General features: G+C 70.7%; 20 protein-coding genes and 1 pseudogene (1 of these 21 running past the window's edge). 10 read left to right on the top strand and 11 right to left on the bottom strand.

Annotation, left to right across the window (positions count from 1 at the left end):
• Positions 1-35 precede the first annotated feature (35 nt).
• Genes JJ685_RS21925 through JJ685_RS21910 form a run of 4 tightly spaced genes read right to left on the bottom strand, consistent with a single transcriptional unit; the run spans position 36 to position 4,076 of the window.
• Complete coding sequence (locus JJ685_RS21925) at positions 36-1,025, bottom strand: tripartite tricarboxylate transporter substrate binding protein (protein ID WP_201676467.1); 990 nt, start codon at positions 1,023-1,025, stop codon at positions 36-38.
• Positions 1,026-1,064: 39 nt separating this feature from the next.
• Positions 1,065-2,096 (bottom strand): hydroxyacid dehydrogenase, encoded by a 1,032-nt coding sequence (locus JJ685_RS21920; protein WP_201676466.1) that lies wholly within the window; start codon positions 2,094-2,096, stop codon positions 1,065-1,067.
• Between the two features lie 8 nt (positions 2,097-2,104).
• Positions 2,105-2,782, bottom strand: coding sequence for an RraA family protein (locus JJ685_RS21915; RefSeq protein WP_201676465.1), 678 nt, complete (start codon positions 2,780-2,782; stop codon positions 2,105-2,107).
• A 49-nt stretch (positions 2,783-2,831) separates the two neighbouring features.
• A complete protein-coding gene (locus JJ685_RS21910; protein ID WP_201676464.1) occupies positions 2,832-4,076 on the bottom strand; it encodes an alpha-hydroxy acid oxidase in 1,245 nt (414 codons plus the stop codon).
• 77 nt (positions 4,077-4,153) lie between these two features.
• Between JJ685_RS21910 and JJ685_RS21905 the strand changes: the two genes are divergently transcribed.
• The 3 genes from JJ685_RS21905 to JJ685_RS21895 all read left to right on the top strand — a co-directional run bounded on the left by JJ685_RS21905 (position 4,154) and on the right by JJ685_RS21895 (position 6,601).
• Positions 4,154-5,053, top strand: a complete 900-nt coding sequence (locus JJ685_RS21905) for a LysR family transcriptional regulator (RefSeq protein WP_201676463.1) — start codon at positions 4,154-4,156, stop codon at positions 5,051-5,053.
• A gap of 43 nt (positions 5,054-5,096) precedes the next feature.
• Positions 5,097-5,993: an NAD(P)-dependent oxidoreductase gene (locus tag JJ685_RS21900; protein ID WP_201676462.1), complete on the top strand. Its 897-nt coding sequence runs from the start codon at positions 5,097-5,099 to the stop codon at positions 5,991-5,993.
• 134 nt (positions 5,994-6,127) lie between these two features.
• Positions 6,128-6,601: a molybdate ABC transporter substrate-binding protein gene (locus tag JJ685_RS21895; protein ID WP_201676461.1), complete on the top strand. Its 474-nt coding sequence runs from the start codon at positions 6,128-6,130 to the stop codon at positions 6,599-6,601.
• A gap of 48 nt (positions 6,602-6,649) precedes the next feature.
• Here the strand turns inward: JJ685_RS21895 and pqqE are convergent, their stop codons facing one another.
• From pqqE to pqqA, 5 genes are all read right to left on the bottom strand, one after another.
• Entirely contained in the window at positions 6,650-7,750 is a 1,101-nt protein-coding gene (gene pqqE, locus JJ685_RS21890) for a pyrroloquinoline quinone biosynthesis protein PqqE (RefSeq protein ID WP_201676460.1), read from the bottom strand.
• A complete protein-coding gene (gene pqqD, locus JJ685_RS21885; RefSeq protein WP_201676459.1) occupies positions 7,747-8,022 on the bottom strand; it encodes a pyrroloquinoline quinone biosynthesis peptide chaperone PqqD in 276 nt (91 codons plus the stop codon). The genes pqqE and pqqD overlap by 4 nt, the downstream gene beginning before the upstream one ends.
• Positions 8,023-8,113: 91 nt before the next feature.
• The gene (gene pqqC, locus JJ685_RS21880; protein WP_201676458.1) at positions 8,114-8,857 is read right to left on the bottom strand and encodes a pyrroloquinoline-quinone synthase PqqC; all 744 of its coding nucleotides are present in this window, start codon (positions 8,855-8,857) and stop codon (positions 8,114-8,116) included.
• A gap of 22 nt (positions 8,858-8,879) precedes the next feature.
• Positions 8,880-9,800 carry a pyrroloquinoline quinone biosynthesis protein PqqB gene (pqqB, locus tag JJ685_RS21875; protein WP_201676457.1) on the bottom strand — a complete coding sequence of 307 codons (921 nt, stop codon included), beginning with the start codon at positions 9,798-9,800 and terminating at the stop codon, positions 8,880-8,882.
• 52 nt (positions 9,801-9,852) lie between these two features.
• Positions 9,853-9,927 carry a pyrroloquinoline quinone precursor peptide PqqA gene (gene pqqA / locus JJ685_RS30480; protein WP_201676609.1) on the bottom strand — a complete coding sequence of 25 codons (75 nt, stop codon included), beginning with the start codon at positions 9,925-9,927 and terminating at the stop codon, positions 9,853-9,855.
• A gap of 193 nt (positions 9,928-10,120) precedes the next feature.
• Between pqqA and JJ685_RS21865 the strand changes: the two genes are divergently transcribed.
• The 3 genes from JJ685_RS21865 to JJ685_RS21855 are packed head-to-tail and all read left to right on the top strand — an operon-like array spanning position 10,121 to position 12,539.
• A complete protein-coding gene (locus JJ685_RS21865) occupies positions 10,121-11,482 on the top strand; it encodes a histidine kinase (RefSeq protein WP_201676456.1) in 1,362 nt (453 codons plus the stop codon).
• Positions 11,479-12,108 carry a response regulator gene (locus JJ685_RS21860; RefSeq protein ID WP_201676455.1) on the top strand — a complete coding sequence of 210 codons (630 nt, stop codon included), beginning with the start codon at positions 11,479-11,481 and terminating at the stop codon, positions 12,106-12,108. Before JJ685_RS21865 ends, JJ685_RS21860 begins: the two co-directional genes overlap by 4 nt.
• Positions 12,105-12,539, top strand: coding sequence for a hypothetical protein (locus tag JJ685_RS21855; RefSeq protein WP_201676454.1), 435 nt, complete (start codon positions 12,105-12,107; stop codon positions 12,537-12,539). The genes JJ685_RS21860 and JJ685_RS21855 overlap by 4 nt, the downstream gene beginning before the upstream one ends.
• A 2-nt stretch (positions 12,540-12,541) precedes the next feature.
• Here JJ685_RS21855 and JJ685_RS21850 read toward each other — a convergent pair whose 3' ends face one another.
• Positions 12,542-13,564, bottom strand: coding sequence for an FAD:protein FMN transferase (locus JJ685_RS21850; RefSeq protein WP_201676453.1), 1,023 nt, complete (start codon positions 13,562-13,564; stop codon positions 12,542-12,544).
• Positions 13,564-13,971, bottom strand: a complete 408-nt coding sequence (locus JJ685_RS21845) for a c-type cytochrome (RefSeq protein ID WP_201676452.1) — start codon at positions 13,969-13,971, stop codon at positions 13,564-13,566. Before JJ685_RS21845 ends, JJ685_RS21850 begins: the two co-directional genes overlap by 1 nt.
• Before the next feature lie 197 nt (positions 13,972-14,168).
• Here JJ685_RS21845 and nosZ point away from each other — a divergent pair, with 197 nt between their 5' ends.
• The 4 genes and pseudogenes from nosZ to JJ685_RS21825 form a co-directional block, all read left to right on the top strand.
• Positions 14,169-16,097, top strand: a complete 1,929-nt coding sequence (gene nosZ / locus JJ685_RS21840; RefSeq protein ID WP_201676451.1) for a TAT-dependent nitrous-oxide reductase — start codon at positions 14,169-14,171, stop codon at positions 16,095-16,097.
• A gap of 68 nt (positions 16,098-16,165) precedes the next feature.
• Positions 16,166-18,741 (top strand): annotated as a pseudogene (locus tag JJ685_RS21835) (4Fe-4S binding protein).
• Positions 18,738-20,000 (top strand): nitrous oxide reductase family maturation protein NosD, encoded by a 1,263-nt coding sequence (locus JJ685_RS21830; RefSeq protein WP_201676450.1) that lies wholly within the window; start codon positions 18,738-18,740, stop codon positions 19,998-20,000. The pseudogene JJ685_RS21835 and the gene JJ685_RS21830 overlap by 4 nt, the downstream one beginning before the upstream one ends.
• Positions 19,972-20,458, top strand: partial view of an ABC transporter ATP-binding protein gene (locus JJ685_RS21825; RefSeq protein WP_201676449.1) — the 5' portion only. It continues 449 nt past the right edge of the window; 487 of the gene's 936 nt are visible here — the first part of the coding sequence; it begins with the start codon at positions 19,972-19,974; its stop codon lies off the right edge, out of view. Before JJ685_RS21830 ends, JJ685_RS21825 begins: the two co-directional genes overlap by 29 nt.

Below are 20,458 nucleotides of genomic sequence, written 5' to 3'. Positions count from 1 at the left end.
CGCCATTCCCGCGTGCGCGGGAGTGACGACGCAAGCTACTTGTTCTCCCCCCAGGGCATTTCCTTCCACATCTGCCGGAAGCCCATCTCCGCCTCGCGCAGTTCCGCCTCGTACTTCGCCGGCGGCAGGTAGCGCAGCGGCGCGAAGTAGCCGGCGGCCTTGGCCTGGAACTCGGGGTCGGCGGCGGCCTTCTGGACCGCGTTCACCAGCTGCTCGCGCACGGCCGGCGGCAGGCCCTTGGGCGCGGCGATGCCGCGCAGGGAGGCCATCACGATCCTGTAGCCCTGCTCGCTGAAGGTGGGGACACCGGGCGCCAGGTTGGTGCGGCTCGCGCTCATCTGGCCCAGGTGCCGCAGCGGCGTGCCGCCCTTCTGGTACTGCAGGGCCTCGCCGATGTTCATGGAGGCCATGTAGATCTGCTTGCTGGCGATCGCGTTGTGCACTTCGGCCGCGCCCTTGAAAGGCACGTGCGTCAGCTTCACGCCGGCCGCGCGCTCGAACATCATGGCGGCGAGGTGGTCGTCCGAGCCGATGCCGGTGGTGCCGTAGCTCACCGCGCCCGGGTTGGCCTTGGCGTAGGCCACCAGTTCGGCCAGGTTCTTCACCGGGCTGTCCGCGTGCACCGAGAAGTTGCCCGGGTCGTCGATCACGTTTCCCAGCAGGTCGAAGCTCTGCCAGGTGAAGGGCGCCTTGCGCTCGATCGGGATCGTCAGCACGTTGGGCGTGTTGATGAAGCCGATGGTGTAGCCGTCCGGCGGCGCGTTGGCGACTTCCGCGAAGCCGATGCCGCCGCCCGCGCCCGGACGGTTGATCACGACGATGCTCGCGCCGGGGCCCAGGTACTTGCCGATGTAGGGCGCCATCACGCGGGCGATGATGTCGGTGCCGCCGCCGGCGGCGTAGGCCACCACCATCTTGATCGGCTGCTCGGGATAGGCGGCGCGCGCCAGGCCGGGCGCGGCGGCCGCGGCCGCCAGCAGCAGCGTCGGCAGCAGCCGGCGCAGGAGGGAGGGAATGCGTTGCATGACTACTTTGTCTCCGTCTTGGTTCGTTCTTCCGGGGCCTCAAGCCAGCGCGCGGGCGCGCCGTTCCAGGTAGGCCGGCCAGACCTCCGGGTTGACCAGCCGCGGCGGCCGGGCGCCGCCCAGCAGTTCCACGATCTGGTCGGCCGCGATCTGCGCCACGTTGCGCCGCGCCTCGTGCGTCACGCCGGCGTTGTGGAAGGTGCAGTACACGTTGTCCATGGCCAGCAGCGGGTGGTCCAGTGGCGGCGGCTCGCGGTCCCACACGTCGACACCTGCGCCTGCAAGATGCCCCGACTGCAGCGCCCGCACCAGGGCCGATTCGTCGTGGATGCCGCCGCGCGCCGTGCTGATGAAGATCGCGCCCTTCTTCATGCGGGCGAAGGCCGCGTCGTCGATCATCTTCAGCGTGCTGGCGTCGCGCGGGCAGTGCAGCGAGACGAAGTCGGATTGCTCCAGCAACTGCTGCAGGCTCACCGGGCGGGCGCCGCGGCGCTCGATCTCCGCCGCGTCCACGTAGGGGTCGGTGCCGACCACCTCCATGCCGAAGGCCCGGGCCAGCCGCGCCACCCGCGTGCCCACGTTGCCGATGCCCACCACACCCACCGTGCGGCCGCGCGCCTCGTGGCCCATGATGTCCTCGCGCGTGAAGCCGGTCTCGCGGCGCATGCGGCGGTCGCACTGCAGCATGTGCCGCGACAGCGAGAGCAGCATCGCCAGCGTGTGCTCCGCCACCGAGTCGGCGTTGCCGCCGGCCTGGTTGACCACCGCGATCCCCGCGGCGGTGCAGGCCGGCACGTCCACCGTGTCGTAGCCGGCGCCGCTGGAGGAGACGCAGAAGAGCCGCGGGCAGCGCGCGATCAACTCCTTCGTCGCGAACCACTCGTGCGGCAGTTCGTCCTTGGCCGCGGAGACGTGGTACACGTTCGCGCCGGCGAGGATCTCCCAGGCCGCGGCGGCGTTGCCGCGCACCGGGAAGACGCCGAGGGAGATGTCCTTTTCCCGCGCCAGCCGCGCGTCGAAGACCGGATTGAGCCAGAGGTCCGACCGGACCACGTGCTTGCCGTGCGCCATGCCGCTGCTCATCGCGGGACCGGGTCGCAGCCGAGGGCCTTCAGGCGCGCGTCGACCCAGGAGGTGTCGTGCGTGCCGCCGCGGATGTTGGCGATGGTCTTCTGCTCCAGCGCGACCTTCTCGCGCGAGGCGGCCAGCACCTGCTCCACGTCGTCGTAGGGCACGCACAGCAGGCCGTCGGCGTCGCCGAGCACCAGGTCGCCGGGATGGATCACCATGCCGTCGATGGCGATCGGCACGTTGATCTCGCCGGGGCCGTCCTTGTAGGGGCCGCGGTGGGTGACGCCCGCGGCATAGAGCGGGAAGCTGCCCGCGGCGATCACGTCGATGTCGCGCACCGCGCCGTTCAGGACGATGCCGCCCAGGCGCCGCTGCATCGCATAGGACAGCATCAGTTCGCCGAACAGCGAGTTGGTCAGGTCGCCGCCGGCGTCGACCACGACGACGTCGCCCGGCACGGCCAGGTCCAGCGCCTTGTGGATCATCAGGTTGTCGCCGGGCCGGCACTTCACGGTGAGGGCGGGGCCGCCCAGGCGGCCGCCCTTGTGCATGGGGCGCAGGCGCGGTCCGCCAGCGGTCAGGCGCGTCATGCAGTCGCTGACGTTCGCCACCGGGATGTCGGCGAAGGCCTGGACGTGGCGCGGGTCCACCTGGCGGTGGCGCTTGAGGATCTGGAATCCGACCATGTTCTGGAGTCTCTCTCTCGGGGAAGAATGCGGAATGTACGGCGGATGCTCAGGCGCCCGCCTTGCGCAGGTAGCTGGCATCGAGCTCGGACAGCGAGTTCACGCCCAGCATGGCCATGTTGCGCGAGACCTCCTGCTGCAGCAGGGCGATCGCGTGGCGCACGCCGGCCTCCCCCGCCACGGCGGCGGCGTAGTTGAAGGGCCGCCCCACGAAGACGAACTTCGCGCCCAGCGCCAGCGCCTTGAGCACGTCGCTGCCGCGGCGGATGCCGCTGTCGATCATCACTGGCACGTCGGGGCAGGCGGCCACCACCTGCGGCAGCACGCGCAGCGGCGCCACGGCGCCATCGAGCTGGCGGCCGCCATGGTTGGAGACGATGATGCCGTCGGCGCCGTGGTCCACCGCGAGGCGGGCGTCGCGCGCATCGAGGATGCCCTTGACCACGATCTGGCCCGGCCACATGCGGCGGATGGTGCGGAAGTGCTGCCAGTCCAGGTGGCCGCGCTCGGACAGGTCGCGCACCACGTCCTGCGACAGGATGGGCGCGCCGCGGTGCGCGAAGTTGTTCTCGAAGTGCGGCATGCCGTGCAGCGCGATCGTCTTCAGGAAGGTGCCGAACAGCCAGCGCGGGTGGCTGAGGCCGTCCCAGGCCAGGCGCAGGCTGGGCCGCAGCGGCGTGGAGAAGCCGGCGCGGACGTTGTTCTCGCGGTTGGAGCTGACCGGCGTGTCCACCGTGATCACCAGCGTGCGGAAGCCCGCCGCGCGCACCCGCTCGATCAGCGCCACGATGTTCGGCTCGTCGCCCGGCAGGTAGGCCTGGAACCAGGCGTCGGGGTTGGCGCGGGCCACTTCCTCCATGCGGATCAGGGAGGAGCCGCTCATGACCATGGGCACGTTCCCGGCGGCCGCGGCCTGCGCCTGCACCAGGTCGCCGCGGTAGGCGGAGAGGGCGCTGATGCCCATGGGCGCGATGCCGAAGGGCGCCGCGTAGCGCCGGCCCAGCAGCGGGGCCGCGGTGGAGCGGCGCGAGATGTCGACCAGCACGCGGGGAACGAACTCGTACTGGGCGTAGGAGTCGCGGTTGGCCGCCAGCGACTGGTTGCGTTCGACGGCGCCCGAGATGTAGGCGAAGACCGGGCGCGGCAGGTGGCGGCGCGCGGCCTCCTCGAAGTCGTCGAGGGACAGGAGGTGGCCCAGGCGCACGGGCAGCGCGAGGGCGGGTGCGGCAGCGGCGGTCCGGGGGGAGGCCGGTGGCGCCGCGGCGGCGCCGGCGGCGGAAGACTCGATCGGCATCCCGCGAGTGTCGGGCCGGGGCAGTTGGGCGTCCAATACATAATTGAGCGCAGATTGATACCCGTGCGGCATTGCCAATGATCGACCTGCGCCAGCTGCGCTACTTCCAGGCGGTGGCCGAGGAACTGCACTTCGGCCGCGCCGCGGCGCGGCTGGCCATCGCCCAGCCCGCCCTGTCGCGCCAGATCCAGCAGATCGAGGAGGAGCTGGGCACGCCCCTGCTGCGGCGCACGCAGCGGCGGGTGGAACTGCTGCCGGCCGGCGCGCTGCTGCTGGAACGCAGCCGCGCCATCCAGCAGGAACTGGCGCGGACGCTCAACGACGTCCGCCGCACGGGCGCGGGGGAGCTGGGGCGGCTCTCGCTGGGCTTCATCCACTCCGCCACCTACGGGCTGCTGCCCTCGATCATCGGGCGCTTCCGCCAGCTCTATCCGGGCATCGAGCTGGAACTGCACGAGATGCCGATCACGGTGCAGCACACGGCCTTGCTGCGCGGGACCATCGACGTCGGCCTGCTGCGCGTGCAGCACGCGCCGGCGGAGCTGGAGGTGCTCACCATCCTGTCGGACCCTTTCGTGCTGGCGCTGCCGGCCGCCCATCCGCTGGCGGACCGCCGCCTCGTGCGCCTGCGCAGCGTGGCGGACGATCCCTTCGTGATGTTCGCGGAGCAGAGCGCGCCCCTCCTGAGCGACCGCGTGCAGGCGATGTGCCGGCAGGCGGGCTTCACGCCCGACGTGGTGCAGCATGCGACCCAGATCCACACCGTGGTGGGCCTGGTGGGCGCGGGGCTCGGGGTGGCGGTGGTCCCGGCCAGCGGGCGCAACCTGCATCCGCGCCAGGTGCGCTTCGTGCAGATCGCCGACAAGGCCGAGCCGGTGCACGTGGCCCTGGCGTGGCGCCGGGGCCACGAGACGCCGGCGATCCGCTCCTTCCGCAAGGTGACGCAGGACGTGGTGGCAGGCCTCGACGAGGCATGATGCCGGGGCGGCGGCGGACGCACCGCCCGCCGGAGGAGACGTCATGGACCAGGTTTTCGACAGGCAGCAGCCGGTGGGCTTCATCGGCCTCGGCGTGATGGGCGGCGGCATGGCGCAGTGCCTGCTGCGCCAGGGATGGAAGCTGCAGGTGTTCGCGCGCCGCGACGAGGCGGCGCGCCCGGTGGTCGACGCCGGGGCGCAGCGCGCCCCTTCGCCGGCTGCGCTGGCGCGGGACTGCCGGCTGGTGTTCCTGTGCCTGTCGGACGACGCGGCGGTGGAGCAGGTCCTGTTCGGCGAAGCCGGCCTCGCCCAGGGGCTCGCCGCCGGCAGCTGCGTGGTCGACACCAGCACCATCGCCGCGAGCTCGGCGCGCGCCTTCGCGCAGCGGCTGGCGCCGCGGGGCGTCACCTTCCTCGACGCGCCCATCAGCGGCGGCCAGCAGGGCGCCGAGACCGGCACGCTGGCCTGCATGATCGGCGGCCCGGCCGACGCGGTGGCGGCGCTGCGCGAGGTGATGGGCGCCTTCTGCAAGGCGATCACGCACGTGGGCGAGGTCGGCGCGGGCCAGACGGTGAAGTCCTGCAACCAGGTCGCCGTGGCCGGCGCACTGCTGGGCGTCGCCGACGCGATCGCGCTGGCGCGCTCGCAGGGCGTGGACCCGAAGGTGATGCGCGAGGTCCTGCTCGGTGGGACTGCGCGCAGTTTCGTGCTGGAGAAGCACGGCCAGCGCGTGATCGACGGCGACTACCAGCCCGGTTTCCGGGCGCGCCTGATGCGCAAGGACCTGCGCATCGCGCTGGCCACCGCGCGCAGCGCCGGCGCCGGCCTGCAGGGCGCCGTGCTGGCCGAACGCCTCGTCGACGAGTTGTGCGAAAGCGGCCGCGGCGAGCTGGATTGGGCCGCGCTGGGCCTGCTGGTGCAGGAGAAGGGGCAGGGCTGAGCCCCGGGCCCGGCTGCGGTCGGCGCACCACGGGCGGCGCGTCGGCGTGACGCTTGTTGCTTTCGGTCAAGGCGAGGACGAGGGGCGACGGGACCGTGCGCGATGCCGGCGGCACGCGTCTCTAGAATCGCACCATGCGCATCCCCACTGCTTTCCCGCGCCGGGCCGTCCTGCTGGCCGCGTTCGCCTTCGGCTGGAGCTTCTCGCTGGCCGCTGCGGCGGACGACGTGAAGGTCTTCGCCGCCAAGGCATTCCAGCCGGTCGTCACGGCCGTGGCCCCCGCCTTCGAGAAACGCACCGGCCACAAGGTGGTGGTGGTCAGCGAGGGCGTCGACGCGCTGGCCGAGCGCCTCCGCCGGGGCGAGGAGTTCGACCTCGCGGTGCTGCCGCCGGCGCTGCTGGAGGCGCTGGCGAAGGACGGCGCCGTGTCCGACGGCTCCATCATCCTGCTCGCCAGGGACCTGCCGGGCCGGACGAATGCCGGCGTCTACGCGGGAGCGGTGTCGACCATGGCGTCCAATTCGAACGCCGCCCTCTCGCTGCTGATCCTGCTGGCGAGCGAGGACACGCAGGCGACCTTCAAGGCGAACGGACTGGCCGCGCCCTGATCCCCGACTGGCGGGCTTGGCCGGGAAGCGGCCGAAGCCGAACGGGATTCAGGTCGTGACGCGGCTGCGCCGGTCGCGGAACACCAGCGGCCGCTCGGGCGGCTCGCCGCGCTCCGCCCGCTGAAGCGCCTCTTGCACCCGCCCGTGCTCCGGGCTCTTGGGGCAGACCGGGTCCGCCGCCGCCGCATCCCCGGCCAGCAGGAAGGCCTGGCAGCGGCAGCCGCCCAGGTCCTGTTCGCGGAATTCGCAGCTGCTGCAGGGCTCCTTCATCCAACCGGTGCCGCGGTAGCGTTCGAAACCTTCCGATTCGTACCAGGCGGCGCTCACGCTGGTGTCGCGCAGGCTGGGGAAGCGCAGTCCCGGCAGCATGCGCGCCGTGTGGCAGGGCAGGGCGACGCCGTCGGGCGCCACCGTCAGCAGCGTCGTCCCCCAGCCGTTGACACAGCGCTTCGGCTTGCCGTCGTGGTAGTCGGGGGCGACGAAGAACAGGCGCATGCGCCCGGCCAGGCGCACGCGCCACTGGTCCGTCACCTCCTCGGCCTGCCGCAGCTGCTCCCGCGTGGGCAGCAGGTGCTCGCGGTTCTCGAAGGCCCAGGAGTAGTACTGCGTGTTGGCCAGCTCCAGGTATTCGGCGCCGATCTCGTCGGCCATCGCGATGATGCGGTCGACGTGGTCTATGTTGAGGCGGTGGATCACGCAGTTCATCACCATGGGCCAGCCCTGCGCCTTGATGATGCGGGCGACCTTCTGCTTCAGGTCGAAGGTGCGCGTGTGCGACAGGAAGTCGTTCACCTCGCGGGTGGAGTCCTGGAAGGACAACTGCACGTGGTCGAGGCCCGCCGCCTTCAGCGCCGCCGCCCGCGCTTCGGTGAGGCCCACCCCCGAGGTGAGCAGGTTGGTGTAGTAGCCCAGGGCGTGGGCCTCGGCCACCAGTTCCTCGAGGTCGTCGCGCACCAGCGGCTCGCCGCCGGAAAAGCCGCACTGCACCGAGCCCAGCGCGCGCGCCTCGCGCAGGATGCGCAGCCAGTCCGCGGTGGGCAGTTCGTCCTCGTGCTTGGCGAAGTCCAGCGGGTTGTAGCAGAAGGCGCAATGCAGCGGGCAGCGGTAGGTCAGCTCCGCCAGCAGCCACAGGGGCGGACCGGGCTTCATGCCAGCTCCACCCAGCGTTGTTGCATCGCGATGGCCAGGAAGGCCAGCACGTCGTCGCGCAGGCCGGTGGTCCCGAAGCTGTCCTCGAGGTCGGAGACGATCGCGTTCACGTCCTTCGCGCCGTCGCAACGCTTGAGGATCTCGCCCGCGCTCTGGTTCAGCTTCACCATGCCCTCGGGATAGAGCAGCACGTGGCACTCCTGCGCCGGCTCCCATTGGAGCCGGAACCCGGCCGCCACGCGCGGGCGGCTTTCGACGGCGGGCGGGTTCATAGGGCAACCTCCCCCAGGCTCCGCACTGCGTGCTTCGCCTCCCCCCTCCGCGAGCGGAGGGGGCGAGCGCCTTCGGGCGGCCGTGCGGCGCTCACGCCGCCACCCCGTAGTGCTTCCCCATCGCGTCGTTCATGGCCCACAGGATGTCCAGCTTGAACTGCAGGATGTCCAGTGCGCGCTGCTGCTGGCCGCGCGTGGTGAAGTGGTCCAGCGTCAGCGCCAGCGCCTGCTCCACGTCGCGCCGGGCCTGGCTCACGCGGTTGCGGAAGTACTGCAGGCCGGCGCTTTCGATCCAGGGGTAGTACTCGGGCCAGCCGGCCAGGCGCTGCTTGTGGATGTCCGGCGCGAACAGCTCGGTGAGCGAGGAACACACGGCCTCCTGCCACGGCGCCCGGCGCGCGAAGTTCACGTAGGCGTCGACCGCGAAGCGCAGCGCCGGCAGCACGTGGCGCAGGTCGGTGATCTCCTCGCGCGCGAGGCCGGCGGCGATGCCCAGCCGGATCCAGGCCTCGATGCCGCCCGGGTCGTCGCCGCTGCCGTCGTGGTCCAGGATGCGCTGCACCCAGGCGCGCCGCACCTCGCGGTCGGGGCAGTTCGAGAGCACCGCGGCGTCCTTCACCGGGATGGCGATCTGGTAGTAGAAGCGGTTGGCGACCCAGCCGCGCACCTGTTCGCGCGAGGCCTTGCCGGTATTGAGCATCACGTTGAAGGGATGCCGGATGTGGTAGCCGGCGCCCTTGTCGCGCAGGCGGGCCTCGAATTCCTCGCGGCTCCACCCCGGCTCCGTGTCGGGCGCGCGGGGCGGGGCGAGGGCGGAGTCGATCAGGGCGCTCATGCAAGGTCTCCCGGTGCGGTTGTCATGGTTCGATTTCCAGGCCGTCCCAGGCCACCTCGACGCCGCGCTGCCGGAGCTCCGCGCGCTGGGGCGAGTCCTCGTCGAGGATGGGATTGGTGTTGTTCACGTGGATCAGCACCTTGCGCGTGGACTGCGGCAGTTCCGCCAGCCACTCGAGCATGCCGCCGGGGCCGGACTGCGGCAGGTGGCCGATGCTGCGGCCGGTCTTGCGGCTCAGGCCCATGGCGATCATCTCGTCGTCGGTCCAGAAGGTGCCGTCGACCAGCACGCACTGCGCGGCGCGCATCGCGGCATCCACCGCGTCCGTGCGCTCGCCGAGGCCGGGCGCATAGAACAGGCGCCGGCCGCTGGCCGTGTCGATGAAGGTGAGGCCGATGTTGTCGCCCGGCACCGGGTGCTCGCGATGCGGCGAGTAGGGCGCCGCCTTGCTCGCCAGCGGCATCGCGGAAACCTGCAGGCCCGGCACCCCGTCGATCGTGAACGGGCTGCCGTCCAGGGGCACGGCCCGGCGTTCGACGCCGCAGAAGTGCCCCAGCACGCCCAGGATCGGGTTGCCGCGCGTCAGGTCCTCGTACACGGGGTCGGTGCACCACAGCGGCAGCGGCCGGGTGCTCTCGCGCAGCATCAGCAGGCCGGTGGAGTGGTCCACCTGCGCGTCGCTGAGCAGCACGGCGGCGATGCCGCTGTCGCGCGCGGCGCGGTTGGGTTGCAGGACGGCCGCGGCGCGGATCTGCGCAAGGATGTCCGGCGACGCGTTCACGAGGGCCCAGTCCGGCCCCGGCAGCCCCTGCACGCAGATCGAGGATTGCGTGCGCGCTCGCCCGTTCAGCCGGCCGGCACGCAGTCGCGTGCAGTTGGGGCAGTTGCAGTTCCACTGCGGGAAGCCGCCGCCGGCAGCAGCCCCCAGGACATGCACGCGCATGGGCAGTCGGTGCGCGGCACCGCGCGTTGCGGCGCGGTGCCGCTGGCGCCCGTCAGCGGGCCGCGACGTACATCGTGATTTCGAAACCGAAGCGGAAATCGATGGCTTGCGGTGTCGTCCAGGTCATCAAGGTCTCCTCGTGGGGTGGTGCCGGGATTGGAGGCGCCGTCCCGGCGAATCGGCGCTGAGCGCCTTGAGCGCCCCTTGTTCCGACCCGAGCTTAGGGGCTGCGGCCCGCCACCGTCTTCCAGATTTTCATGAATCCGCCCGATTGCCAACGGCCGCGCTTTCAGGCCGAATGCCGCGAAAGGACCGCATCGGTGAGCCTCAGCCTGCGCATCAACCTCATCGTGGCCGGCGTGATCACCGTGCTGGTCGCGTCGATGATCGCCCTGCAGCTCGTGTCGCTGCGCAGCGCGGTGCGCGAGGAGATCGTGGCCGCCAACCGCGTGACCACGCAGTTGCTGAACCGGGTGGGCCGGGTCTACGCCGAGGGCGGCCCCCTCGGGCTGGTGCGCTTCCTCGAGCAGCTCGGGCGCGTGCGCGCCAACGACATCACCCTGACCGACTCCACCGGCAAGGTGCTCTACCGTTCACCGCCCTCGACCTACAAGGTGGGGCGGGAGGCGCCCGACTGGTTCGCGGCGCTGGTCGTCCCGCAGCCGTCGCACCAGATCATCGAGCTGCCCGGCGGGCGCATGACCATCGACGCCGAACCCTCGCGCGCCGTGCTCGACGGCTGGGACGAGGTGGTGACGCTCGCGGCCATCGGCGCCGGCGGGCTGCTCGTGATCAACGTGCTGGTGTTCTGGGCCGTGGGCCGGGCCTTGCGCCCCTTCTCGCAGATCGTGGCGGCGCTCGACCGCCTGAAGGCCGGCGACTTCGGCGTGACCCTGCCGGCGCTGCCGGGGCGGGAGGCGGCCGCCATCGGCGGCGCCTTCAACCGCATGGCCGCCGTGCTGCAGGAGAACATCGCCAGCGGCCAGCGCGCCTTCGAGGCGGAACGACGGCTGTCCGATTCGCGCGAGCTGGCCGGGCTGATCGAGACCCACATCGAAACGGAACGGCGCGAGATCGCGCGGGCCCTGCACGACGAGCTGGGGCAGTCGGTCACGGCGATCCGCAGCCTGGCGCTGTCGGTCGCGCGCCGATGCGGGGACGCCGACGCCGAGGCGGCGCAGGCCGCGGGCGTGATCGCCGACGAGGCCGGCCGCCTCTACGACGCCATGCACCGCATGATCCCGCGGCTGGCGCCGATGGAACTGGAGTCCCTGGGCCTGGGCGAGGCGGTGGCCGAACTGCTGGAGCGGGCGCGCTCCGCGCACCCTGCGGTGGCCATCGAGCACGACCTGCGGGACCTGCCGCCGGAGCTGGCCCCGGCCACGACGCTGGCCGCCTACCGCATCGTGCAGGAAGGGCTCACGAATGCGCTGCAGCACGCGTCCGCGCGCCGGGTGCGCGTGCAGCTGGCGCGCGAGCGCGACTTCCTCGTGGTGCGGGTGCAGGACGACGGCGTGGGGCCGCCCGCCGACTGGTCCCGGCCCGGCCATTTCGGCCTGCGCTGGCTGGGCGAACGGGCCGATGCCGTGGGCGGCGAACTGGGCTTGTCGCGGCGGCCCGAAGGCGGCGCCGAACTGTGCGCGCGGCTGCCGCTGGCGCCGGCGCTGGCGGAGGCCGCATGATCCGCGTGATGCTGGTCGACGACCACGCCGTCGTGCGCATGGGCTTCCGCATGCTGCTGGCGACCGCGCAGATGGAGGTGGTGGCCGAGGCCGAGAGCGGGGAGCAGGCCTGCCGCGACGATCCGCGGGTGCTGGCGGACGTGGTGGTGATGGACATCTCCATGCCCGGCATGGGCGGCCTGGAGGCGCTGCGCCGCCTGCTGGCGCACCGGCCCGATGCGCGCGTGCTGGCGCTGTCGGCGCACGACGCGGTCGCGTACGCGCAGCGCGCCCTCAATGGCGGTGCGCTGGGCTACCTCTCCAAGCGCAGCGCCCCGGATGCGCTGATCGAGGCGGTGCGCACCGTCGCCCGGGGCGAGCGCTACGTCGATCCCGACATCGCCCACCGCATGGCGCAGGCCCAGGTCGAAGGGGAGGCGAGTCCGTCGGACGTCCTGTCCGAGCGCGAATTCGCCGTGTTCATCCAGCTGGCGCAGGGCTTCACGGTGCCCCAGATCGCGGAGCAGCTGAAGCTGGCCAGCAGCACGGTCGGCACGCACCTGTACAACATCAAGCAGAAGCTGGGCGTGGCCAACCAGGCGGAGCTGACGCTGATCGGGCTGAGCTGGGGCCTGATCCAGCCTTGAGCCTGCGCTTTCCCCTGCGCGACCTGGCGCTGGCGTGGCTGGTGGCCACGGTCTTCAGCGGCCTGCCGTCGACGCTGTACGCCTTGCTCACGGGGGCGGACCCGCTCGAGGCGACGCGCGCCGCCGGGCGCATGCTGCTGCCCGGCGCGAACGCCACCCCCGTGCTGTTCGCGGCTGCGGCGGTGGTGCACCCCGCGGTGTCGGCGCTCTGGACGCTGGTGTTCGCGTGCCTGCTGCCGCGCCGCCGCGTGGCCCTGTGGGCGCTCGCGGGATCGGCGGCGGTCGCCTGGCTGGACCTGCGGGTGATCGCGCCGCTGCTGTTCCCTTCGGTGGCAGCGCTGCCGTTCTGGCCGCAGTTCGCGGACCACCTGGCCTGGGGCGCGTTGCTGGGCGAGACGCTGCAGTGGCGCCGGGCCGCGAGGCGCGCGTAGGATCAACCCGCCACGGGCACAAGCCGCGCGCGCAGGCGGTCCGTCATCCAGAGGCCGCCATCCGCCGAGGCGATGAGCGCTTCCACGCCCTCGCCACGCCGCAGCAGTTCCCGCCCGGCGCGCGCGCCGAGCACCATTCCGGCCGTGCCCAGCCCGTTCACTGCCTCCAGCGAGTCGGCCACCAGCGTGATGCCGCGCACGCCCTCGGTGGGCCGGCCGGTGCGCGGATCCAGCACGTGGTGCCACCGCCGGCCGTCCTGCACGAAGAAACGTTCGTAGTCGCCCGAGGAAGCGACGAAGCCGCTGCGGACTTCGAGGGTCGCGAGCAGCCGCTGCGGCGCGCGCGGATCGCGGATGCCGACCCGCCAGGGTGCATCCCCTCTCTGCGAGCAGGCGACCACGTCGCCGCCGCCGTTGACCAGGGCCGTGCCCACGCCGTGCGCCTGCAGGGTGTCCAGCCCGGACTGCAGGATGGAGAGCTTGGCGATGCCGCCCAGGTCCAGCCGCATGCCGCGCTCGGTGAGGTACGCGGTCTGCCGGCGCTCGTCGAGCACGAGATGGCGCCAGTCGACGCTGGAAATCCTGCGCCGGATTTCCGACGCCGTGGGGATCGAGGACTGCGGCGCATCGAAATGCCACAGGCCCAGCGCGCCGACGGTGGGATCGAAGGCGCCGTCGGTGCGGCGCGCCACGTCGCGCGCCATGTGCAGCACCTGCATCAGTTCGGGCGCGACCTCCACCGGCTGCAGGCCGGCGGCGAGCCCGATCGCGGAGACCTGGCTCGCAGGCGCGTAGTGGCTCATGAGCGCGCTCAGCGCCGTCATGCGGGCGAAGGCCGCATCGATTGCGCGCTGCAGCGCTTCCGCGTCCGGCCCCTGCGCCGCCACGTCCAAGCGCGTGCCCATGAGGGCGCGCGAGTCGCGCACGCGCTGCGGCGCCCGCGCGGCGCTCGCGGCGAGTGGCCACGCAGCGAGACACGCGCCTGCCAGCAGCAGGCGGCGCCGCGCAGGATCGGCGGGAGTCATCAGCGCGACTGGTCCACGATGTAACGCACCGCGGCCTTCATCTCGTCGTCGGAGGCAGTGGAGCCGCCGCGCGGGGGCATCTGGCCCTTCTTGCCGGTGAAGCCCTCGATGGCGTGCTTCTCCAGGACGTCCATGCCCTGGGCGATGCGCGGCGCCCAGTCTTCCTTGTCGCCGGGCTTCGGTGCGCCCGCCACGCCGGCCGCATGGCACAGCGCGCAGGTCTTGCCATACAGGGACTTGCCGACGGCGTTGTCGGCCGCTGCAGTGGTGGTCGCTGCAGCAGGCGCTGCGGCCGGTGTGGGCGCAGCCGCCGGAGCGGCAGGTGCCGCCGCGGGCGCGGGAGCCTCCTGCTTGCTGCAGCCGGCGAGGGCCGCCGCAAAGAGGAGTGCAATGGTCAGGTATTTCATCTCGGGGTCTCGTCGTTTCGAAGGAGTGCGCGGTGATTCTAGAGAGGGCGACCCATGCGTGGAGAAATAGATGGGCCTTGATTGATGCATCTCAAATACACCTTTTGCGTAGCTGCCGATGATTCGCATGGGACGAGAAAGACAGGCGCGCCGATGCACGGTGCGCGAACGATTTTGTAACCAGAGGACCTTGATCCATGAACCGAGCGAAAGATCTTTCGCACCCCGAGCCCACCCCCGCGCGCCGTCGCTTCCTGGGCACCGCTGCGGCGGCGGGCCTGGCCGGCGTCGGCCTCGCGGCCTGCTCCGAGAAGCCGGCGACCGCGCCGGCCGCCAAGGCGGCTTCTGCACCGGCGCTCGCCAATCCCGGCGAGCACGCCAATGCGGCGCACCTGAAGCCGGGTGAGCTGGATACGTACTACGGTCTCTGGAGTGGCGGCCACACCGGCGACATGCGCGTGCTGGGCCTGCCTTCGGGCCGCGAAATCATGCGCATCCCGGTGTTCGTGCCCGACGCGCTGGTCGGCTGGGGCATCACCAACGAGTCCAAGCAGATCATGGGTACGAAGGCCGACGGCAGCCTGAAGTACACCGTGGCCGACACCCACCACGTGCACGCTTCCTACAAGGACGGCAACTACGACGGCCGCTATGCCTGGATCAACGACAAGATCAACAGCCGCATCGCGCGCATCCGCCTCGACTACTTCGTCTGCGACAAGATCACCGAACTGCCCAACGTGCAGGGCTTCCACGGCATTTTCCCGGACAAGCGCGACCCGGTCGACGCCAACATCAACTACACGACCCGCGTGTTCTGCGGCGCCGAGTTCTCGGTCCCCCTGCCCAACGCCGGCATCGAGGACGGCACCAAGTACCGCTCGATGTTCACCTGCGTGGACGCCGAGACGATGGAAGTGCGCTGGCAGGTCCTGATCGACGGCAACTGCGACCTCACGGCCACGTCCTACGACGGCAAGCTGGCCGCGACCAACCAGTACAACACGGAGATGGGCGTCAAGTACGAGGACATGATGTCCGCCGAGCGCGACGCCTGCCTGTTCTTCAACATCGCCCGCATCGAGGAAGCCGTCAAGGCCGGCAAGTTCAAGACCATCGGCACCTCCAAGGTGCCGGTCGTGGACGGCACGCGCGAAGCCAACAAGGACCCCAAGACGGCGCTCACCGCCTACGTGTCCGTGCCGAAGAACCCGCACGGCGTGAACGCCAGCCCGGACGGCAAGTACTTCATCTGCGCCGGCAAGCTGTCGCCCACGGGCACCGTGATCGAGCTGGCCAAGGTGCTGGAGTACTTCGACGGCAAGCTGGCCAAGGCCGACGAGGCGATCGTCGCCGAAGTGGAGCTGGGCCTGGGCCCGCTGCACACCGCCTTCGACGGCCGCGGCAATGCCTACACCACGCTCTTCCTGGACAGCCAGGTGGTCAAGTGGAACGTCGAGAAGGCCATCGCCTTCCACAAGGGCGACAAGAACGCCAAGTACGTGGTCGACCGCATCGACGTGCAGTACCAGCCGGGCCACCTGAACGCGAGCCAGTCCGAGACCAGGGCCGCCGACGGCAAGTACCTGGCCGTGGGCTGCAAGTTCTCCAAGGACCGCTTCCTGCCCGCCGGCCCGCTGCACCCCGAGAACGAGCAGCTGATCGACATCTCGGGCGACAAGATGGTGCTGATGGCCGACCACCCGGTGCGCGGCGAGCCGCACGACTTCATCATCTTCAAGCGCGAGCTGGTCAAGCCGAAGCAGGTCTACAACCTGGACGATTCGCCCATCGCGGTGAAGGACCCGAAGGAAAGCAGCGTCACGCGCAACGGCCGGAAGGTCACCGTGAAGATGACGTCGCAGGCGCCGGCCTTCAGCATGCGCGAGTTCAAGGTGAAGAAGGGTGACGAGGTCACGCTGATCCTGACCAACCTGGACAAGGTGGAGGACCTCACGCACGGCTTCGCGATCCCGCAGCACAACGTCAACTTCATCGTGAACCCGCAGGAGACGAAGTCGGTCACCTTCGTGGCCGACAAGCCCGGCGTGTTCTGGTGCTACTGCACGCACTTCTGCCACGCGCTCCACTTGGAGATGCGCACCCGCATGATCGTCGAGGCGTAACGCCTCGCCCGAGCCCCGCGCCCGGCGCGCGGGGCTCCCGCCGTACCATGACCCTGTTCTCGTATCTCATGCGCCTGTGGGCGCTGGCTGCCGCATTGCTCGTCCCGGGGTTCGCCTGGGCCGATGCCTACGAGGCCAAGCTGCCGGAGGACCTCCACACCGCGCGGCGGCTGTGCGACCTGGTCCCCTGCACCCAGGTGTTCCCTGGCGCGAAGACGTTCTCCGAGCGCAAGGGCCAGCCGCCCTACGTGGAGGCTTACGGCGAGGACACGCAGGGCAAGCCCGCGCTGCTGGGGTACGTGATGCTGTCCACCGACATCACCGACACGCCGGCCTATTCCGGCAAGCCGGTGGTGACGCTGATCGGCATGGACCTCAAGGGCCGCTTCGTCGGCGTGAAGGTCCTGAAGCACTCGGAGCCCATCCTGCTGCTGGGCATTCCCGAATCCGCGCTGGTGAAGTTCAACGAGCAATACCTCGGGAAGTTCGTCGGCGACAAGGTGGAAATCGGCCGCTCCCGTCCCGAGGAGGACGTGGTGGGCCTCGACGCAATTTCCGGCGCCACCGTCACGGTGATCGCGCAGAACCAGGTCATGATGACCTCCGGCGGCGCCGTCGCGCGCCAGACCGGCATCCTCGCGCCCACGGTGCGCGAGCCGGCGAAGTTCGCCGACACCGGCCGCACGCTGGACTGGGCCGCGCTGGCGAAGGAAGGCGCGGTGCAGCGCCTGGCCGTCGCGCCCGAGCAGGTGGGGCTGCCGCGCTCCTCCGAGCCCTTCATCGAACTGTGGTTCGGCGCGCTCAACGCGCCGGACATCGGCCGCTCGCTCCTGGGCAAGACCGCCTGGGAGAGCCTGATGTCCCAGCTCAAGCCGAACGAGCAGGCCATCTTCGTGATCCGCACGGGAGGCAAGGAGTCCTTCAAGGGCTCCGGCTTCGTGCGCGGCGGCATCTACGACCGGGTGCAGCTGCGCCAGGGCCTGGACACCTTCACCTTCCGCGACCTGGACTACCAGAACCTGTACGGGCTGGAAGCCACCGGCGCGCCCGCGTACAACGAATCCGCGATCTTCATCGTGCGCTCCGGCGCCTTTTCCGGTGCCTATCCCTGGAAGCTGGTGATGCTGGGCAACCGGGTCGACCGCGCCACCGGCACGCGCAGCTTCGCCAGCTTCGAGGCGAAGTACTGGGTACCCGCCTGGTCGCTGCAAGGCGGCCGGCCGGAAGTGCAGGAGCCGCCGCCGGCCTGGCTGAAGGTGTGGAAGGCCAAGGCACCGGAGATCGCGCTGTTCGGCCTGCTGCTGGCGCTGGTGGCGACGGCCTACGCCTTCCGCGACCAGATGACGAAGCGCGCGACCCGCAAGAACAAGTGGCCGGTCAACATCTTCAAGTATTCCGCCTGGATCCTGAGCATCGCCTTCGTGGGCTTCGGCGTGATGGCGCAGCCCTCCATCACCCAGGTGCTCACCTGGTTCCATGCGCTGCTGTTCAAGTGGGAGTGGGCGCTTTTCCTGAGCGATCCGTTCATCTTCCTGTTCTGGGTGTTCATCATCCTCACGGTGTTCGTGTGGGGCCGCGGCCTGTTCTGCGGCTGGCTGTGCCCCTTCGGCTCGCTCTCGGAGCTGATCTACAAGGCGGCCGGCGCGATCGGGCTCAGGCGCTTCCAGCGTGCGCTGCCCAAGCGGCTGCACGACAAGCTGAAGTGGGTCAAGTACGGCGTGTTCTTCGGCCTGCTGGCGGTCTCGATGTTCTCCATGACCACGGCGGAGATGCTCGCCGAGGTGGAACCGTTCAAGACCACCTTCCTGGTCGGCTGGTTCCAGCGTTCCTGGCCCTACACGCTGTTCGCCGCGGGGCTGCTGGCCCTGTCGATCTTCGTCGAGCGGCCCTTCTGCAAGTACCTCTGCCCGCTGGGCGCCTCGCTGGCGATGCCCTCGACCTTCCGCTGGTTCGGCCTGCGCCGCAAGCAGGAGTGCAGCACGTGCAAGGCCTGCGCCAAGGGTTGCGGCGCCCAGGCGATCGACGCCGACGGGCGCATCGACCACCGCGAGTGCCTGCACTGCCTGGACTGCATGGTCCTGTACACGGACACGCATGCCTGCCCGCCCCTGGTAAAGGAACGCAAGCGCCGCGAGGTCGCCGGGCTGCCGCTGACGAGGATCAATCGGGATGGCTACTTCATCCCCATCATTCCGGTGGAGAAGCTCTGATGGTCGATCCCCGCATGCCCACCGATCCCGCGCAGCCGGCGTACGCCGCCGGCCAGCCCGGCCTGTGCGGCTGGATCTGCGCCGAGATCTGGGATCACGTGTGGCCCTGGCGCCGCGGCGTCGGCGCCCCGCACACACTGCTGCGCGCCGCCGGCATCGCCCTGGCGCTGGCCGTGACGCTGGCCTGGGTGGGTGCCGCGCTGGGCGAGCTGCGCGCCGGCGGCATCATCGGCTGGTGGTTCGGCTGGAGCGTCTACGAGGTGCTGGTGCGCCTGCGCGCCAAGCGCTACGTGAAGGACGGTCCCTGGTGGGGCCGCCGCTACCGGGTCGCGTCGGTGATGGACATGCTCTGCTACGTGGCGTTCAAGAACCTGCTGATCGGCGCCTCGCTGTTCCTGGCCTTGAAGGCGCTCGGCTGGCCGGTGGCGGGATGAAGCGCCTCCTCGCCCTGTTGCTCCTGGCCCTGGCCGGCGCCGCGCAGGCGGCGACGTGGCCGGTGCGCGCCGGCGAGGCCATCCAGCCCGCGCTGGACCGGGCCGCCGCCGGCGACGTGGTCGAAGTGCAGCCGGGACGGTACGAGGGCAACCTGGTGATCTCCAAACCGCTGACCCTGCGCGGCATCGGCAAGCCCACCCTCAGCGGCGGCATGCAGGGCGACACCATCCGCATCAAGTCGGCCGACGTGACGATCGAGGGCCTGATCGTGCGCGACTCGGGCGACAGCCTGCTGGCGCAGAACGCCGGCATCTACGTCGAACCCGGTGCGCACCGCACCGTGGTCCGCCGCAACGACCTGGTCTACAACCTGTTCGGCCTGTGGATCGAGAAGGCCAACGACGTGCGGGTGGAGGACAACATCATCGTCGGCAAGCGCGACTACGCCTCCTCGCAGCGGGGCAACGGCGTGCAGCTGTACAACACGACCGGCGCGCGCATCGAGCGCAACCACATCAGCTTCGTGCGCGACGCGCTCTACGTGGACGTGTCGCACGACGCCATCTTCCGCGGCAACCGGCTGCACCACAGCCGCTACGGCACGCACTACATGAACTCCTACCGCAACCTCTGGGAGGACAACGACAGCTACCTGAACCGCGGCGGCCTGGCCCTCATGGAAGTGCGCGACCAGGTGGTGCGCAACAACCGCGCCTGGGGCAACACCGACCACGGCATCATGCTGCGCACCCTGCAGGACTCGCGGGTCGAGAACAACGTCGTCGCCGGCAACGCACGCGGCTTCTTCATCTACGACGTGGAGTACGCCAGCCTGGCGGGCAACCTGGTCGTGAACAACCAGGTGGGCGTGCACCTGGCCGCCGGGTCCACGCGCAACAAGGTGGACGGCAACGACTTCATCGGCAACCGCGAGCAGGTGCGCTACGTCGGTTCGCGCGACGAGACCTGGGGCGGCGAGCAGGGCAACTACTGGAGCAACTACCTGGGCTGGGACCGCGACGGCAACGGCCGTGGCGACGTCCCCTACGAAGCCAACGACCTGGTGGACCGGATGATCTGGCGCCACCCCGCGGCGCGCCTGCTGCTGGCCAGCCCCGCGGTGCAGGCACTGCGGCTGGTGAGCCAGCAGTTCCCGCTGCTGCGCGTGCCGAGCGTGGTGGAGCCCAAGCCGCGCATGAAGCCCACCCACAAGACCTGGAGCGACTGGAATGGAAAAGAGCGGCCCCTCCCGCACTGAGGCGCCCGCGATCAGCGTGCGCGGCGCCGTCAAGCTGTACGGCCCCGTGTACGCCGTCAACGGGGTGGACCTGGAGATCGGCAACGGCGAGGTGTTCGGCCTGATTGGCCACAACGGCGCCGGCAAGAGCACCCTGTTCAAGATGATGCTGGGGCTGGTGCGCGCCACCGACGGCGAGATCCGCATCCACGGCGCGTCGGTGCAGGGGCGCGGCTTCCGCGCCGTACGGCGCGGCATCGGCTACCTGCCGGAAAACGTCGTTCTCTACGACAACCTCACGGGCACGGAAACGCTGCACTACTTCGCGCGGCTGAAGGGCGCGCCGCTGGGAGATTGCGCCGCCGCGCTGGAACTCGTGGGCCTCACCCACGCCGCCGGCCGCGCCGTGCGCGAGTACAGCAAGGGCATGCGCCAGCGGCTCGGCTTCGCGCAGGCGCTGCTGGGATCCCCGAAGGTGC

Source organism: Ramlibacter monticola (assembly GCF_016722785.1).
In the GTDB taxonomy this organism is placed as follows: domain Bacteria; phylum Pseudomonadota; class Gammaproteobacteria; order Burkholderiales; family Burkholderiaceae_C; genus Ramlibacter; species Ramlibacter monticola.
This window is presented reverse-complemented; position numbering and strand designations above follow the sequence as displayed.

Excerpts from the sequence above, each read along its gene's own strand:
- JJ685_RS21925 (WP_201676467.1), bottom strand. The coding sequence starts at position 1,025 with ATGCAACGCATTCCCTCCCTCCTGCGCCGGCTGCTGCCGACGCTGCTG.
- JJ685_RS21920 (WP_201676466.1), bottom strand. The coding sequence starts at position 2,096 with ATGGCGCACGGCAAGCACGTGGTCCGGTCGGACCTCTGGCTCAATCCG.
- JJ685_RS21915 (WP_201676465.1), bottom strand. The coding sequence starts at position 2,782 with ATGGTCGGATTCCAGATCCTCAAGCGCCACCGCCAGGTGGACCCGCGC.
- JJ685_RS21910 (WP_201676464.1), bottom strand. The coding sequence starts at position 4,076 with ATGCCGATCGAGTCTTCCGCCGCCGGCGCCGCCGCGGCGCCACCGGCC.
- JJ685_RS21905 (WP_201676463.1), top strand. The coding sequence starts at position 4,154 with ATGATCGACCTGCGCCAGCTGCGCTACTTCCAGGCGGTGGCCGAGGAA.
- JJ685_RS21900 (WP_201676462.1), top strand. The coding sequence starts at position 5,097 with ATGGACCAGGTTTTCGACAGGCAGCAGCCGGTGGGCTTCATCGGCCTC.
- JJ685_RS21895 (WP_201676461.1), top strand. The coding sequence starts at position 6,128 with ATGCGCATCCCCACTGCTTTCCCGCGCCGGGCCGTCCTGCTGGCCGCG.
- pqqE (WP_201676460.1), bottom strand. The coding sequence starts at position 7,750 with ATGAAGCCCGGTCCGCCCCTGTGGCTGCTGGCGGAGCTGACCTACCGC.
- pqqD (WP_201676459.1), bottom strand. The coding sequence starts at position 8,022 with ATGAACCCGCCCGCCGTCGAAAGCCGCCCGCGCGTGGCGGCCGGGTTC.
- pqqC (WP_201676458.1), bottom strand. The coding sequence starts at position 8,857 with ATGAGCGCCCTGATCGACTCCGCCCTCGCCCCGCCCCGCGCGCCCGAC.
- pqqB (WP_201676457.1), bottom strand. The coding sequence starts at position 9,800 with ATGCGCGTGCATGTCCTGGGGGCTGCTGCCGGCGGCGGCTTCCCGCAG.
- JJ685_RS21860 (WP_201676455.1), top strand. The coding sequence starts at position 11,479 with ATGATCCGCGTGATGCTGGTCGACGACCACGCCGTCGTGCGCATGGGC.
- JJ685_RS21850 (WP_201676453.1), bottom strand. The coding sequence starts at position 13,564 with ATGACTCCCGCCGATCCTGCGCGGCGCCGCCTGCTGCTGGCAGGCGCG.
- JJ685_RS21845 (WP_201676452.1), bottom strand. The coding sequence starts at position 13,971 with ATGAAATACCTGACCATTGCACTCCTCTTTGCGGCGGCCCTCGCCGGC.
- nosZ (WP_201676451.1), top strand. The coding sequence starts at position 14,169 with ATGAACCGAGCGAAAGATCTTTCGCACCCCGAGCCCACCCCCGCGCGC.
- JJ685_RS21830 (WP_201676450.1), top strand. The coding sequence starts at position 18,738 with ATGAAGCGCCTCCTCGCCCTGTTGCTCCTGGCCCTGGCCGGCGCCGCG.